This window comes from Thalassotalea loyana (assembly GCF_030161435.1).
Classification (GTDB): Bacteria; Pseudomonadota; Gammaproteobacteria; order Enterobacterales; family Alteromonadaceae; genus Thalassotalea_G; species Thalassotalea_G loyana.
In genome coordinates this window covers 1-16,509 of sequence record NZ_BSSV01000007.1, presented here as the reverse complement: position 1 = coordinate 16,509, position 16,509 = coordinate 1, and the positions used below count along the sequence as shown (strand labels likewise).

At 40.5% G+C, this 16,509-nt stretch carries 15 protein-coding genes and 2 tRNA genes; 4 read left to right on the top strand and 13 right to left on the bottom strand.

Annotation, left to right across the window (positions count from 1 at the left end; all coding sequences use genetic code 11):
* The first annotated feature begins 9 nt into the window (after positions 1-9).
* The gene (locus QQK05_RS14440; protein ID WP_284299839.1) at positions 10-924 is read left to right on the top strand and encodes a DUF1295 domain-containing protein; all 915 of its coding nucleotides are present in this window, start codon (positions 10-12) and stop codon (positions 922-924) included.
* Positions 925-977: 53 nt separating this feature from the next.
* Here the strand turns inward: QQK05_RS14440 and QQK05_RS14435 are convergent, their stop codons facing one another.
* From QQK05_RS14435 to cysS, 8 genes are all read right to left on the bottom strand, one after another.
* Positions 978-2,192 carry an ABC transporter permease gene (locus QQK05_RS14435; protein ID WP_284299837.1) on the bottom strand — a complete coding sequence of 405 codons (1,215 nt, stop codon included), beginning with the start codon at positions 2,190-2,192 and terminating at the stop codon, positions 978-980.
* A 10-nt stretch (positions 2,193-2,202) separates the two neighbouring features.
* Positions 2,203-3,519 (bottom strand): ABC transporter permease, encoded by a 1,317-nt coding sequence (locus QQK05_RS14430; protein ID WP_284299835.1) that lies wholly within the window; start codon positions 3,517-3,519, stop codon positions 2,203-2,205.
* A gap of 9 nt (positions 3,520-3,528) precedes the next feature.
* Entirely contained in the window at positions 3,529-4,227 is a 699-nt protein-coding gene (locus QQK05_RS14425; RefSeq protein WP_284299833.1) for an ABC transporter ATP-binding protein, read from the bottom strand.
* A gap of 28 nt (positions 4,228-4,255) precedes the next feature.
* The gene (locus tag QQK05_RS14420; protein ID WP_284299830.1) at positions 4,256-5,545 is read right to left on the bottom strand and encodes an efflux RND transporter periplasmic adaptor subunit; all 1,290 of its coding nucleotides are present in this window, start codon (positions 5,543-5,545) and stop codon (positions 4,256-4,258) included.
* A gap of 89 nt (positions 5,546-5,634) precedes the next feature.
* The gene (locus QQK05_RS14415) at positions 5,635-6,543 is read right to left on the bottom strand and encodes a bile acid:sodium symporter family protein (RefSeq protein WP_284299828.1); all 909 of its coding nucleotides are present in this window, start codon (positions 6,541-6,543) and stop codon (positions 5,635-5,637) included.
* Positions 6,544-6,609: 66 nt separating this feature from the next.
* Entirely contained in the window at positions 6,610-7,569 is a 960-nt protein-coding gene (locus QQK05_RS14410; RefSeq protein WP_284299826.1) for a S41 family peptidase, read from the bottom strand.
* A gap of 128 nt (positions 7,570-7,697) precedes the next feature.
* Entirely contained in the window at positions 7,698-8,498 is an 801-nt protein-coding gene (locus QQK05_RS14405) for a tetratricopeptide repeat protein (protein WP_284299824.1), read from the bottom strand.
* 152 nt (positions 8,499-8,650) lie between these two features.
* Positions 8,651-10,036 carry a cysteine--tRNA ligase gene (gene cysS, locus QQK05_RS14400; protein WP_284299822.1) on the bottom strand — a complete coding sequence of 462 codons (1,386 nt, stop codon included), beginning with the start codon at positions 10,034-10,036 and terminating at the stop codon, positions 8,651-8,653.
* Positions 10,037-10,220: 184 nt separating this feature from the next.
* Here cysS and QQK05_RS14395 point away from each other — a divergent pair, with 184 nt between their 5' ends.
* Complete coding sequence (locus QQK05_RS14395; protein WP_284299819.1) at positions 10,221-10,712, top strand: peptidylprolyl isomerase; 492 nt, start codon at positions 10,221-10,223, stop codon at positions 10,710-10,712.
* A gap of 14 nt (positions 10,713-10,726) precedes the next feature.
* Positions 10,727-11,473, top strand: a complete 747-nt coding sequence (gene lpxH / locus QQK05_RS14390) for a UDP-2,3-diacylglucosamine diphosphatase (protein ID WP_284299817.1) — start codon at positions 10,727-10,729, stop codon at positions 11,471-11,473.
* 33 nt (positions 11,474-11,506) lie between these two features.
* Here the strand turns inward: lpxH and QQK05_RS14385 are convergent, their stop codons facing one another.
* Both QQK05_RS14385 and QQK05_RS14380 read right to left on the bottom strand, forming a co-directional pair.
* On the bottom strand, positions 11,507-12,037 hold the full coding sequence (locus tag QQK05_RS14385) for a hypothetical protein (RefSeq protein ID WP_284299815.1): 531 nt from the start codon (positions 12,035-12,037) through the stop codon (positions 11,507-11,509).
* A gap of 123 nt (positions 12,038-12,160) precedes the next feature.
* Positions 12,161-13,729, bottom strand: coding sequence for an arylsulfatase (locus tag QQK05_RS14380; protein WP_284299814.1), 1,569 nt, complete (start codon positions 13,727-13,729; stop codon positions 12,161-12,163).
* 139 nt (positions 13,730-13,868) lie between these two features.
* Here QQK05_RS14380 and QQK05_RS14375 point away from each other — a divergent pair, with 139 nt between their 5' ends.
* Positions 13,869-14,807, top strand: a complete 939-nt coding sequence (locus QQK05_RS14375; protein ID WP_284299812.1) for a LysR family transcriptional regulator — start codon at positions 13,869-13,871, stop codon at positions 14,805-14,807.
* A 210-nt stretch (positions 14,808-15,017) separates the two neighbouring features.
* Here QQK05_RS14375 and QQK05_RS14370 read toward each other — a convergent pair.
* The 3 genes from QQK05_RS14370 to QQK05_RS14360 form a co-directional block, all read right to left on the bottom strand.
* Positions 15,018-15,108 (bottom strand) — tRNA-Ser (locus tag QQK05_RS14370).
* Between the two features lie 100 nt (positions 15,109-15,208).
* Positions 15,209-16,249, bottom strand: coding sequence for a quinolinate synthase NadA (gene nadA, locus QQK05_RS14365; protein ID WP_284299810.1), 1,041 nt, complete (start codon positions 16,247-16,249; stop codon positions 15,209-15,211).
* A gap of 139 nt (positions 16,250-16,388) precedes the next feature.
* Positions 16,389-16,464: transfer RNA gene (locus QQK05_RS14360), tRNA-Lys, on the bottom strand.
* Between the last annotated feature and the right edge of the window lie 45 nt (positions 16,465-16,509).

The following is a 16,509-nucleotide window of genomic DNA, read 5'->3' as shown; positions in this document are numbered from 1 at the left end:
TTCACATAAATGAAGTATTTTACCCCTCTGCTCCCTTTTGTTTGTGGCTTTATTGTATTAGCTATCAGTCAACAGTTCTCCGATATGAGTCTGTTAAATGCGGTCCTTCAAGCCCTATTATTTACTTTGGTTGTTTGCATCCCTGCCTGGCGCACAGGGAGAATGTCTTATGTTGATATTGGCTGGCCATGGGGATTAACCCTCATCGGTATTATCACTTGGTTATTCAGTGAAGGAGAACCTGCTCGAGTAGCTATTGTTTCTATCGCATACATTTTTGCCGGCAGTCGAATGGGATTGGGCGCAATAAAACTCTTGCAACTTGGGCATTTGAATACTGAGCTTCCAAGATATGAATTTCAAAAAAAGCGATGGCAAAAAACAGGGAAATCCAACACTGCCCTCGCAATGCAAATTGAAGCAATAGTCCAAGGCGTTGCCAATGCATCATTTTTGGCTTTTCCGGCGTTTATTATTGCGAGTAATACATCGCCAACAATCTCCAGCTTTGAAATAGTGGGGATTGTGATTTGGCTATCCGCCTTTGTGATGGAGTCGTTGGCGGATATGCAAAAAATACGATTTCTTAAAAAGATGAAACAGACAGGTCAAAAAAATAAAGTGTGTAATGTTGGCCTGTGGCGTTACAGCCGCCACCCAAACTACTTTGCAGAATGGATGGTTTGGAACGGCTTAATTATCGCATCAATTCCGTCATGGTGGAGGTTATTTGATCAAGAAAATATCATCATTTTTGCAGCACTTGGCATTGGACTTATGATCGTGTCGAGAATTATGTACACAACGCTAGTCACATATACAGGTGCTATTCCAGCTGAATATTACTCAGTTCAGAAGCGTGCTGACTACAAGACGTACCAACAAACGACCAATATGTTCTTCCCTGGCCCTTATAAGGGTTAATAAAAAGTCCACAGATGTGCTCGTCTGTGGACTAAGTTCATTACCCAATCAATTCAAACAGTTCTAGTTGCAGTTGCGGGGGCAATATTGGTTGCTCTTTTGGCTGGGCCATATACAGCAAACTGACCTATCAAACACAGCAAAATCATCCCGACAGGAATATAAAACCAGTCCATTGGGTTAATTGAGAGCGCCTTAACCAACAAAATATTTAGTGCTATCGTTAACCCTGCTCCTACGACAACACCAATACCACTGATAATAAAGTTTTCCACCATGAAGTACTTCAGCACGTCTACTTTTCTTGCGCCAAGCGCCCTACGGATACCTATTTGTTTTTTTCGTCGGTTAACACTAAAGCTTGCTAGACCCACAATACCCAAGCTCGTGACTATCGTTAAAGTAATGATTACAGTGGTAAGGATTTTGATCATCGCGGTATGGCCACGATAACTTCGCTCACGAACGTACTCGATACTGCGCATATTATCCACGACCCTTTCTTTGTTTTGAGCCAATAACTCTTCAACTTTTTTCATTAGATTATCGCGTTGGCCTGGCTCTGTTTTAATGAAATAACGTACCGAGTTTGTCTCAATGTACTCAGGCGACAAGATTGAATTTTCAACATTATTCCACCCTACCCAAGGCGCCTGCAGTTTGTCGATGATCCCCACAATGATCATGGGCTCATTGTCATTGATATATACTGTTTTACCTACAGTTTGCCCATAATCGATATCAGGAAATAATCGCTCTGCCATCGCTTTCGTGACGATGACCTTATCAGGCCAAGTACTTTCAGAGTTTTGTCGCCAACGAATGTCACTTGGAGCAAAATTTTCACCCGCTAATAACGCTACATCAAGGGCTTCAATTCCTTGTTCATTGACCATATAAACCGCTGTCCCCACGCCATCGTGTTCTGCTCCAGGCTCTGTTTGAAGGCCCATGGACCAGCCACCGCCGCTAATCGGGATAGCGTTTATTTGAATCGCACTGACAACGCCGGGAATCGCGCGAATATCAGCTAAATCCTTTTCAATCGTCGCTCTAGCCCCGAAGTTGGTACCAAAGCCACTACTACTAATAAAAAATGAATTAGCCTCATCTAATCCACTGGGCCGCTTCGTTTCTTGACTGCGCTCGTAAATAATGAACACAGAGTTAACAATAATTGCCATCGTAAAGGCGATTTGCACAGCAATTAACACTGCACCAACCTTGTTACGTAATAATGCTCTAAAGATAGGTCCTAGTTCTAACATAACAATCTCCCTATTGACTCTTTAACTGGTTGGCGGGTGAAATATTGCAAGCGCGCCATGTTGGGTACAATCCTGCAAGAACACTCGTGATTAACGCGATTAAAATACCGACTAGTGCCATGAGTAAATCAAACTCAACTAAGTTATTGACGAAGTCCCCATAAAGCCCCTTGATGCCCTGCAATCCTGCCAAAGCTAACAACAGGCCTACAATCCCGCCAAGCAAGCCAATACAAGCAGACTCAATAATATGCTGGATGAATACATCACTTTTTGATGCACCGATAGCGCGACGCAAACCAATCTCAGATGATTTTCCAATGAATTTTGCTAGCAATAACCCCACGGTATTTAACAAACAAACCATCAAAAACATAAAGGACATCCACATCATCATTTTCGCATCGTCCTGCACGACCTCCTCACGTTCCATCCACTCCATGACATCGGATAGCTGGTTATTCATCGGTCGAGGAAAACGCCCTAATGCTTTTTGGTCCGTCACGTAGTTATTCAAAAATGTTAAATAATCTGCTTTTTCAATTGGATTATCTAATTGAACCCACATTTGGTAATTTATACATTCAGAACGAAGAAACGCTTTAAACCCTTCTCCCTCAGGGCTCTTCCAGCAATTCGTGTTACCCCAGCTAGGTAGTTCAAATGCCTCTTTTAAGAAAAATGGCATAAAGACATCTTCAACTTCATCAAATGCACCATTATTCACATCATAAAATTTGGGTACTGGCTGCCAAGAATCTAGTACGCCAACAACTTGAAAATGCTGACCAGCAATAACGATATTGCGTCCAACTGAGTTGTCTCCGCCGAAAACTTTATCGTTTAGATCTTTCGTTAACACAACAACTTGTTCATTGGCTTGGTCAACGGATAAATCCCAACTTGCGCCATATAAAAATGGCGTGTTGAACATGTTAAAAAACTCACTTGTTGTTAATCTTATTTGCGCTTCAAAAGGATTAACATCCTGGTTGTCTGGCACCACAATGCCACCGGACTTTGCCATAACCACTTGCTTCGATGCTTTTTGCGCATTAAACAAATTACTAGCATCCGTCCAAGTTAACTGATTTGGCGGAGCCCCTGACTCATCGTTAAAGGCATTATGAGGATCCCAACTATCAACTTGAACATAAAAGAGCTGATGGCTTTTTTCTGGAATTGGGTTTGCTGACATTAGGTAATTTACCGTTATAGTGGTCATGCTAGCACCAATACCCAACGCAATAGCAAATACCATTAAGCTACTTAACAAAGGGTTTTTCTTTATACTTTTAAACGCTAACTTTATGTAATAACCAAACATCGTAAGCTCCTAAGCATTTGCAACGTGCATTTTAACCACGTCATTTACTTCGCTGACTTGACCATCTTTCACATAAATATTTCTTGCTGCTTGCTGAGCTAATTGAGGGTCATGCGTCACCATGACGATGGTTGTTCCAGATTCGTTGATACTTTGCAATAGGTCCATCACACTTTGTGCCATCGACGAATCTAGATTTCCTGTTGGTTCATCAGCGAGCAAAAACCTAGGCTTTCCTGCTAACGCTCTAGCTATCGCTACCCGTTGTTGTTGTCCACCAGACAATTGTGAAGGCAAGTGTTTCATGCGATTGGCTAAACCAACGGTCTCTAGGCTTTCTTCGATACGTTGCTTTCGCTCTTTTGCGTCAAAGCCTCGGTAACGCAATGGGACATCTACGTTGTCGAACAAGTTCAGATCTGGAATTAAATTGTAGCTTTGAAAAATAAAACCAATTTTTTCATTACGCAGACGGCTTCTTTGATTGTCGTTCAAATGACTAACATCTTGACCATCGAGTACGTAGCTCCCACCATTGAAAGTTTCTAGCATGCCCGCGATATTTAGGAACGTCGTTTTGCCAGAGCCAGACGGACCAGTAACGGCGACAAACTCTCCTTCATTGACCTGTAAATTAAAGTCACGCAACGCATGAGTTTCAACTAAATCCGTGCGAAATACCTTCTTAACATTAGTCATTGTTAACATAATGCTTCCCTCTTCCCGTTAAATTGTTTTAATTTGAAATAATCACGCGTTGAGCGTCGTTAAATTGATCAGTGCTCGAAATAATGATGGTGTCGCCTTGTACCAACCCTTCACTAATCTCCACATTTGATAAGCTTCTAACCCCTGTATTTATTGCAACGCGTTGAGCTACGTCGCCAATCACTTTATAGGCAAACCTGCCACTTGAGCTCTCTAAAAACTGGCCTCTTTGAACCATCAATACGTCGTTCTTGCTTTCCATCAGAATTCGTGTTGTTAGTCGTTGATTTTGTCTCAAGCCTTCGGGGTGATGGTTGCTTGAATCAGAGGCGGCAAAACGCACGCGCCCAGTCACTTGATTGTTCTCAATTTCGGGTGAGATAGTCACTAGGTTAGCCGCGTACGTTGTGCCATTAACTGTGATTTCTGCCTGCATGCCAATAGCAAGATCGTCGGCATAACTTTCAGGAATATCGACTTCAAGTTCAAACTCCGATAAATCAACCACACTTAAGATAGGTTGATTTCGACTAACTTGATTTTTTTGCTTTACAGCAAGGTTGCCAACGATACCGTCAACTGGTGAGCGCAAGGTGAGTTCATCAACCTTTCGTTGTAACTCTTTTACAAGCAGAGATTGCCTTTGTACTTGTAGTTGTCCTGTCTTAATATCAAAGGCTAAACTTTCAGCATTTAACGATGCATCTTGCTCTGCATGCTTAAAAACAAGTTCAGCATTTTGAAGGTCATCCTGTGCCTTTTCAAAGTCGATTTGGCTGATAGAATGGAATTGATAGGCTTTGTCTGCCCTGCGCTTTTCGCGTTCAGCAGCAACTAACACAACTTTCGCTAAATCCACTGCTTTTTGGTTCGCTAGCGCCTGCTTTCGAGCTTGAATTTTTTGCCGCTCTAATTCTAGTGTTTGACGCTGAAGTGAGGCTTGCTCTTGTTTAAGTTGATTAGTCAACTCAGGGCTTTCAATAACAGCAAGCTCTTGATGCTTAGTAACTTCGTCACCCGCATCAACCATAAAGGTTATGGTTCCTTGCCCTGTCGCATACAGTCTTGGGCTGACTGCTGCTACGACTCGCCCTTGCACTGATAAATCTCGTACCAAATCACCGCGTGTAACAGTCGCAAGTCTTAAACGTTCACGAGAGATGCTCGCGTCGCCTGAAGACCAACTAGATAAGGCAGGAGAGGCGACGCCAATTAGAATAATTATTGTCAATGCGATGACAATGCCAATCACCCATGGCTTTTTGGGTGATGATTTGGCAAGTACAACATCTTGACCACTGGTATCTTCTATTTTCACTATACTTTCCCGAATATTTTTTTGAACAATCTTCAGTTAAGTAGCTAGTGATAAGAAAAAGGTTTAATTTTTAGCCAGTTTTTTTAATTTTAATTTTTTGCCAATGTCGCCGAAGCGGTGTTTTTTCGTCGCATAGCAATAATAATCGCCGCAATTAACATTTGAACCGCACCGAATAATAGTGCAGAAAACAGTACCATGTCTCCCAAAGACTGATTAACACTTTGCGCCGCTGGGAAAAGTGACGCTTTAATCAAAACGGCTAAATTAATATTTCTAACAACCACTTCAATTTCAATCGCACTACTATCGGCTTTTGAAAAATCAAGAATGCGTGTGACTAACGATGTAACCACCCAAAGCGCTATGATGAAACCTAATACAATAATTAGATTTTCTTGACCAAACGTTGCTAGATCTAAACGTCCCGCGCTTGCGCTGCCAACCACGATTAGCAAAATACCAATGAGTGATGCTCGGATAAACCACTTGGAAAGCGTGCCAGAAATTGATGGAAAAAATCGATGAATCAACATACCTAAGCAAAGTGGCAATAACAGAGTAAGTATTATGTCGCTGATGATTTTCCCTGTTGGCATGACAAAATCACCCGGTAAATAATCAATGATTAAAACCCCCAACACAAATGGCGTAAACAACAAACAAGACAATGTTGTTACACCGGTGATTGAAATTGAAAGCGGCACATTCCCTTTAGCAAAAAGTGTAAAAACATTTGAGGTGGTTCCACCAGGGATCGCAGCAATTAATGCTAAACCGATGGCTACACCAATATGCATATTAAGAAAAGTGATAAAACTGTATGCGAGCAGTGGCGGCACAAGGAATTGGAGTAAAGTTCCTGTAAACACAGCTTTTGGCTCCCGTAAAACATCCTTGAAGTCATTAACGGTTAGCGTTGCTCCCATTCCAACCATTGCACATATTAGTTGAAAAGCTGCTACTGAATACTCGTACTGAATATATAATTCACCCACAAAATCACCTAGTTATTATTGTTGTATTCTGATTTAACTCCATTAAACATTAAATTAACCGTCTTGTTAATGTTTCTTTAACTCTCCTTCTATATGCGCAAGTGCAATTGATAGCGCCTGCGCTTTTGAAGAAAAATAATTGGGTATCACGCCTTCGTCAGTCCAATTCGAACCATCAGTAGGGCGTTCAATAACAGCATAAGGAAGATTCAGTATCAGTTGGTTACCAATAGAGATTAATTGACTAATATTGGCATTTCCTATCGACTCTTCACCAATAATTACACTCCCCTTTTGTTGCAACGTATCAGCAAAAAACTCCCATGTTTGTTCATTAAACGAGGACTGGAGTATCACGATATGTCTAGGCTCAAACGAAGATGATTTAGTATCAGCACGATCAGTAACGATCGGAATAACGTCTTGGTCGCCCACTTGTTTTATATTGGCAATATGAAGATTAGGCTCAAGCAATAGACTCAAATATTGATGGATCACGCTAAAACTCGCCCCTTGAGCTTCAGAAATATCTAATATGATGTTTTCATGATCACGCAAATCATAGATTACACGCTTAAAATCACTAATACTTTCCTGATTCGTAAACACTCCCTCAAGTTGAACGTAAGCTATTTGAGGCTCTATTGTTTGATAAGTAATTGCATAATCTGAATAAAGGTTTTTATTTTTCGATAATTCCAAGTTTGGCGCTTTATTCGTATTGAATTGTAAATCAATAAAACCATCACCGTGACTTGATGAAAATACGGTATTAATTCGAGTAACTATCTCGTCGAGTCGCAACGACGAGTAAAAATAGTCGTTTGCTAAAAGGCTATTTAATTTTTGTGAGATCGCCTTTCCTTTTCTTTCATCGTAATAGTGCAACTTAAGTTGTTTATTTACCACTTGGACAAGTGTATTAACCTCTTGCTTAGTTAACAAGACCTCGTTCGTCAGAGCACGCCCTGTATAGAAGAAAGATATGAAGATAACAATTAAAATAGCAAAATATTTAAGATTCAAAATAAGCCTTTCCTTGATACGAATCACTCATGGGTATTGCTTATTGATTGTGTCATTTTTTGTCTTTTTCAAGAAAAAGGGTTAAGCAATGCTTAACCCTTATTATGATATGCAATAGCTTTTGACTATTATCCGTGATAACTCACACGAAAATATGTATCAATACTCGTACCGTTTAACCTTTCTTGATAACAGCCTGCTTGTTGACTACAGGACTTACCAAGGAACTTAGAGCCAGTTGTTTTTTTACGCTTCTTAAAGGTTACTAATTCTTGCTTGAATCGCTCTTCTAATGGCGGAGCGGTAATTGTAATAACTTCCATCTCGTCCGCTGGCCAACTAACCTCACCAGTATTACTGGTCATCAGTGGTTGCTCCAACATTGCAGTAGTCAGTTTAGGAAAGTGTTTTTCATGGTTTTTTAAATCATCGGCAATGGACGCGATCAACTCAGGTACTCGCAAATCACGTTGCTCATAGGCGCGAGCGAGGTAATAATCAGCCTCCTTGTAATCTTTTGCGACCAATTTATCATTAATGAATAAGGTGCCTAGAATATAATTTGCATCTTTATAATCAAATTTAGCGGCTTTTTTTAAATACTTTACGGCTCTTTTCGCATCAAAAAAATCCTCATTTGAGATTGAAATAACACCTATTAAATACTGTGCGGAAACTTCTCCTAGTCGAGCAGCCTTGTACATGTATTTAACACCTTCAGCTTCATTTTTTTCCGTGCCATATCCAACATAATAAAACTGGCCGAGAGCAGAGTACGCTCGTATATGCCCTCTTTTTGCACCTTTTTTAAACTCGTTAAAATAGTGTTGGCAAAACTCTGACTGACATTGGGTTATTTGTTCTGCTTTTGCAGGTGGCGTGTAAAGAAAAAAGAAACCAAGAAGGAATGACGTTGAAATGAATTTCATAAGCTCTCCATAAACATTTTATCCTTATGAGCGTAATGCTCACCTTCTTTAAGCTTATCGCAGTTTACAAATTAATCAATCTTTGTCGTTAAAACATAAAAAAACCCAGATGAATTCATCTGGGTTTAATATTATGCGATTGATTTAAATGGCTATTTTTTACGCCATGTCGTTTTTCCTGCGCTATCTTCTAGCACAATATTCATCGCGTTTAGTTTATCACGTGCTTCATCAGCTAAGGCCCAATTTTTATCTGCACGTGCTTGGTTTCGTTGTGCAATTAGTGCTTCAATTTCAGCTACTTCATCATCGTTACCTGAGCCTTGTAAAAAGCTTTCTGGTGATTGCTGCAGAAGCCCAAGCAAGCTACCTAGTTCTTTTAATGTACCAGCGAGTTCATTAACATTTTCAGCTTGTTCTTGCTTGGCTACATTCAACTGTTTAGCTATCTCAAACAATACAGATAATGCTTGTGGTGTATTAAAGTCGTCATCCATTGCTTTACAGAACTCAACTACAAATGGGTTCTGTGTATCCAGTGCAAAATATTGAGCAACATCAACATCGCGCAATGCCGTGTAAATTCGCTCTAATGCTGCTTTAGCTTGATCTAAATTATCCGTAGAGTAATTTAATTGGCTGCGGTATTGTCCCGAAGTCAAAAAGTAACGCGTCGTTTCAGCATCATATTTTTCTAATACCTCGCGTATCGTAAAGAAATTACCCAATGATTTAGACATTTTCTCTTGATCAACTTGAACCATCCCTGTGTGAATCCAGTAGTTCACGTATGGCGTATCGAGTGCACAGCAACTTTGTGCTACTTCATTTTCGTGATGTGGAAATGCCAAATCAGATCCACCACCATGGATGTCAAAGTGCGCACCTAGCTCCTTAGCATTCATTGCAGAACACTCAATGTGCCAACCTGGTCTGCCTTCACCCCACGGCGAAGTCCAGTTTGGTTCACCTGGCTTAGCCATTTTCCATAATACAAAATCTAGTGGATTGCGCTTAGTATCATCTACTTCAACACGAGAACCAGCTTGCAATTGCTCAAGGTTTTGACCACTTAACTGACCGTAATCTTTGAAACTTGTCACATCAAACAATACGTCACCACTTGCAGCAACATATGCGTGTTCTTTTTCCACAAGTGTAACAATCATGTCGATGATTTCTTGCATATGCGTAGTTACACGTGGCTCGATATCAGGGTGCAAAAGACTCAATGCGTCAAAATCTTGGTACATTTCTGCGATGTTGCGCTCTACCAATGCCATTGGGTCTTCACCATTTTCATTAGCACGGTTAATGATCTTATCTTCCACATCCGTAATGTTACGGACATAAGTTACGTCATAACCAGAGAAACGTAAGTAACGAACAATATTATCAAAGCCAATATACGTTCTTGCATGGCCAATGTGACACAAATCATAAACCGTCACACCACAAACGTATAAACCGACCTTGCCTTCAACAAGAGGTTTAAATGCTTCTTTCTTACGTGTCAGGGTATTATAAATTTGTAACATCAGTAGTTTTCCGTCGACTGGTTAAATAAAAACTCGAATATATCGATAAATTAAGGGAGGCATTGTACCCGAACAAATTAATTCGGTCACCACCTCATCGTGCGATGAAATAATTATTTATTCGGTATTACAAAATCTTGCTTTGAGGTACAATTATTTCAATCTATTAGAGTGAGAAATAAAAATGATTACTTTTCAAACAAATTTAGGTGACATCAAAATCGAATTAGACTTTGACAAAGCACCAATTACTGCTGAAAACTTCGCACAATATGCCAAAGATGGCTTTTACAACGGTACAATTTTCCACCGCGTTATTAAAGGCTTCATGGCGCAAGGTGGTGGTTTTGCTTCAGGTATGGAAGAGAAAGACACTCGTGACTCTATTCAGAATGAAGCTAACAACGGTTTGGAGAACAAACGCGGCACATTAGCGATGGCACGTACTCAAGCTCCTCATTCTGCGTCAGCACAATTTTTCATCAATTTAGTTGATAACGACTTCTTAAACTTTAAATCAGAAGATATGCATGGCTGGGGCTACTGTGTATTTGGTCAAGTGGTTGAAGGCATGGATATCGTTGACAAAATGACGTTAGTAGAAACAGGCCGTTTTGGCTTCCATGATGACGTGCCAAAAGACGAAATCATTATCAACAACACCATTGTTGAATAAGCTACACCGAACCCATGACAAAAACAGTTAAACAGCAAGTTACTTATTTCATTGCTGACTTGCATTTAGCACAAAACAGGCCGGATATTACGGCCTGTTTTTTATCATTTTTAAAAAATGACGCAATACATGCTGAAAAGCTTTATATCTTGGGTGATTTGTTCGAGCTATGGTTTGGGGACGACTTTCAATCGCCACTCAATGACGATGTAGCGCTCGCGTTGACTGAGTTATCGAATACGGGCACAGAGGTTTTCTTTATTCACGGCAATCGCGACTTTGTATTGGGCAAGGACTACGCAAAACGCGCATCGATGCAATTGTTACCTGAGAAAACAACCATAGACTTGTATGGTCAAAAAGCCATTATTATGCACGGTGATACCTTGTGTACCCGCGATGTTGATTATCAAAAGTTTCGCAAAAAGTCTCGTACATGGTGGTGGATGGGATTGGTTACGAATCTTCCTCTTTGGTATCGAAAACGACTTGCCGAAGGGTATCGAGAAAAAAGCAAAAATGCTCAACAAATGAAGTCCCTTGATATCATGGACGTAACACCGGGTGAAGTCATAAGAGAGCTAGAAGAACATCAATGCCAATTAATGATCCACGGTCATACGCATAGACCAGATATTCATCATATCCAAGCTAATGATAAAGACGCAAAGCGAATTGTTCTTGGCGATTGGTATGAACAAGGCGCTTGGCTTAAAGTGACTCCAGAAGAAATGACGCTGACAAACTCACCGTTTGTATAAATAGAGGCGTCGAAAAAATGATATACAAAAGGACTAAAGGCCTGTTTCATCAGAGAAGATATTGGTTAGTGAACTATCAATAAGCTTCTCGTACTCGTCTCGAATCAACTCTAGCACTTCTTCTTTACTCGGCACTTCATATCCACAGACTTTCTCAGTCTCGGTCGAGGCACCATTGAAATCGATAGACAAACTATCCAAATCTTTGAGTGTTTGGCATGCGTCATATAAGTCAACAGAGGTCACCGTAACAATGGTTGCAATACCCAGCATGGGTACTGCTTCAGCCGGTATAGAAGCAAGGTTCATTGACGCATTTCTAACAACCCGTTTTGAAATTCTCGATGAAACTTTTGTTACATTGGCCATCGCTTTTTGTTGCTTTACTAACTTGGTATTTAACGCCTTTTTCTTATTAGTTGGACTATCTCGTCTCAACTCCGCATAAGGTAATCGGTCAATGAGGCTATATAAAGCGCTGTGAAATACAGAGCTTGTTAATGACAGGATATTGCTCACTAATAAACTAAGAAACATTCCAACATAAAACACTTTTTTAAACACTTATGATGACTCCTTTGGGTAAGCACTTCTTTTATTAAAGTAACAAATCACACGGTAAAAAAAAGCCACATCATAAGATGTGGCTTTAATTGATTTAATGAGCTTGATGATTTACATCGGCGTTTATTTCTTTTGAAGTTCCGTTTGAACCTTGTTTACAAATGCTTGCATCTGCAATTGTGTGTAATCAATGTCTGCAGCGCCGAAGCTTTTACCTGCTTGCATGGGGTAACCTTTTAATGAGCCCAAGAACTCTTCAACTTTGTTACTTACGGGTACAAACGCCCACATATTATCAATCATCCAACGAACATACATAGAAGACTCTATTGGCGCTTTTTCAAACGGGTCTGCACGTAAATTAACTAATTGAGGCCATGCTGGAATTTCACGAACACCACTAGCCATATCTCCTTTTACTAATGCAAAGCTCGCTTTCCAATCGTTCCAGCGAATCGCATTTAATTGCCCCGTTTGACTGAAATACATTAGTGTATCGCGTGGCGCTTGTTCCTCTTTACCTTCAAAGAATGGTTTGAAATTGTGGCCGTCTAAATGAACACGCCAGTTTTTGTTGTTCAGTTCTCGACCTTCGCGCAAATCTTCCACTAAGCTATCATCGCCCATAGCCGCAGCTAATGTTGGCATCCAGTCAAGATGAGACATCATGGCGTTAACCTTAGTGCCTGGTTTGATTGTGCCTGGCCATCTAACTAACTGAGGAACACGCATACCGCCCTCGTAGGTTGTCCCTTTTTCACCATGAAATGGTGTATTACCGCCATCAGGCCAAGTAAACGTTTCAGCACCGTTATCCGTAGTATAAATCACGATAGTATTATCGGCAATCTTAAGGTCATCCAGCTTATCTAGTAATATACCAATGTGCTCGTCATGCTCAAGCATACCATCTGCGTATATGCTTACACCTGACTTACCTTGCCACTTTTCTTGAAGACGCGTATGTACATGCATACGGGTGCTGTTATACCAGATAAAAAATGGTTTCTCTGCTTCATGCGCTTTGTCGATAAACTTTAATGTTGCACTCAAAAATTCTTCGTCGGCAGTTTCCATACGCTTACGTGTCAGTGGACCAGTATCTTCAATGCGGCCATCAGCATATGCATGTAATACACCTCGCGGACCATATTTTTGTGCAAATTTTGGATCTTTTGGATAGTAATAGGTTTCTGGTTCTTCTTCGGCATTCAAATGATATAAGTTACCGAAAAACTCATCGAAGCCGTGCTTTGTCGGTAAGTGTTTATCTTGATCACCTAAGTGGTTCTTGCCAAACTGCCCTGTCATGTAACCGTGATCTTTAGCCACATCACCGACTGTAGGCGCCCAATCAGGAATCCCATGACTTGAACCCGGCATACCTATTGTCATAAGGCCTGTTCGAAAAGGCTCTTGGCCTAATGCAAACGAAGCACGGCCTGCGGTACAACTTTGCTGCGCATAATGATCGGTAAATAACGCGCCTTCGTTTGCTAGCCTGTCAATATTAGGTGTTTGGTATCCCATCATCCCATGGTTGTATGCGCTGATATTGTAAATGCCAATATCATCGCCCCAGATAGCTAAAACGTTTGGTTTATTAGGATTCGTTGTTGCCATAGCTGACATCGACATAGACACGACGCCAAATGCCAAAGCAACTTTAGATATTGCGGAACAAATAGACATATAAAGCCCCTCTACAAAATGAATTTTCAATCAATTAAATAACTGAAGCAAATATTAATCGCGTAAAATAAGCGTTTGAAATCATTATTTAGAGGGTTACTATAAGGTAAACTTATAGTACGGCATTTTGAGTTACATTATGAAGCAGTATTTAAGAAATATTGATTTGAATCTTCTTTCGATTTTTACCGCGTTAATGCACGAAAGAAACCTTAGTCACGCAGCTGAAAACTTAGGTATGTCACAACCAGCGGTTTCGCAAGCGCTAAAACGGCTAAGATCAGTATATAACGACCCATTATTTGAGCGAAAATCTGGGCAAATGATGCCTACACTAAAAGCGGAAGCAATCGCGCCAATCATTGAAGATATGTTAACTAACGTGGAAATGACGTTACCAGATACGTACACATTTGATCCAAACAAAGCAAAACTTAATTACAGGATAAATATAACAGGGATCGAAAACTCATATTTGTTAACACAATTAGCTTCAAAAGTTGCTCAACTTGCTCCCAATGCCGCACTCACTGTTAGCCACGATATATTATCAAACCCAGAAAAGTCATTGAGGGACAAGGAGTACGACTTACATTTGGACTATGTGCCTCTTCAATCTGGTGATTGCTACAACAAAATACTGTTTTCAGACAACATGTATGTATTGGCAAGAAAAGGCCACCCAAGACTGCAATCGAAATCACACATTACACTTTTAGAATTTCTTGAAGAAACCCATGCGGTGCTGCGACCAAGAGCCAACAATACGTATGCTATTCAGTACGCAATTAAGGAAATGCAGTTAGATCGAGATATTAAATATACAAGCGCTAACTTCGACAACATCGTTGATATTATCAAAGCGACAGATCACCTGTGTATTGTCCCAGGTGTGACAATTCAGACGCTTGCAAACAAGGAAGACTACATTTGGTTCTCTCCACCTTTTAAGTTAGACATAACAAATGCCTATATGAATTGGCATTGGAGTGTGGAGCACGCAAAGTCACACCGTTGGATAAGAGAATTATTAATTGATATTTGTCGTGAATTTAGCCCGTTATACATCACGAAGTAACGACCAAAATGCCCACAAAAAAAGCCCGCGAACAACGCAGGCTTTCATTATATGGCGGTGAGTGAGGAATGACTTCGGGCGTCCTGCCCTTCACCCTGCGGGGCCGCGCAAGCGCGTTCAAAAATGTTCCTGACATTTTTGTCGAATCAGATTCTCATTCCTTCCCTTCACCTACAAAAAAGCCCGCAAACAACGCAGGCTTTTATTATATGGCGGTGAGTGAGGAATTCGAATCCTCGAAGGGCTATAAACCCTTACACGAGTTCCAGTCGTGCGCCTTCAACCACTCAGCCAACTCACCAGATAACTTTTTAAGGGCGGCTATGGTAAAAAAAAAGCCTTGTCTAAGCAAGGCTTTATTATCTGATTTCAAAGAATCTTTTCTTGTAACACCAAAAACGTTACTTTTTCAGCGATGCAGTAAAATCTAACATTCTATTTGTCGATCTAAGCGCCCCTATGCGTACTTCATCACTTACAAAGACTTCTTTGCCAGAAGGGTCAACTAATGCTTCTTCAATAGCCTTAAGGCCATTCATCGCCATCCATGGGCAGTGAGCACAACTACGACAAGTAGCACCTTCACCTGCCGTTGGCGCTTCAAAAAACTCCTTGTCCGGACATAACTGCTGCATCTTATAAAAAATACCGCGATCAGTTGCCACAATGAACTTTTTATTAGGTAATTCTTGAGCAGCTTTTATCAACATCGACGTTGAGCCAACCGCATCGGCTAAATCAACAATCTCAGCAGGCGATTCAGGGTGAACTAAAACGGCAGCGTCAGGATGTAGCTTCTTCATATCGAATAACGCTTTAGTCTTAAATTCATCATGAACAATACAAGCGCCTTGCCACATCAGCATGTCAGCACCCGTTTGTTTTTGAATATAATTACCTAAGTGACGGTCAGGTCCCCAAAGGATCTTCTCACCGTTATCATCAAGGTGTTCAACGATTTCAAGAGCACAAGAAGAAGTAACTATCCAATCTGCGCGAGCTTTAACGGCTGGGGATGTATTAGCATAAACAACGACAGTGCGGTCAGGGTGTTCATTACAAAACGCATCAAACTGTTCGATTGGACAACCTAAGTCCAATGAACATGTCGCCTCAAGTGTCGGCATTACTACTGTTTTTTCAGGCGTTAATACTTTTGCTGTCTCGCCCATAAACTTAACACCAGCAATAATTAATATATCTGCTTCGTGCTGATTACCAAATCGGGCCATTTCCAAAGAATCAGCAACACAGCCACCGGTTTCTTCAGCGAGCGCCTGTATTTCAGGATCAGTATAGTAATGAGCAATAAGAACAGCGTTCTTCTCTTTTAACAAAGATTTAATACGTGCTTTATATGCTTCCTTTTCTTCACTCGATAAGGTTGCAGGTTTTGCTGGAAATTGAAAATCGATATCTACAGCTAAATTGCTTTGGCTCATAAAAACTAACTAACTCTTGAAAATAAATCGGCGCAATTATACGTCAATGAAACTACAAAGTGTATAACAGAAAATTAATTTTACCGTCATATTACATAACGATTAGGTTTTAAAAATTGAGAATTTAATAGAAGAAAGGTGGTCGGTCGTGAAGGATTTGAACCTTCGACAAATTGGTTAAAAGCCAACTGCTCTACCAACTGAGCTAACGACCGATATAAGTTTTCTCGTAATTAGTCAAAGGAGTGGTCGGTCGTGAA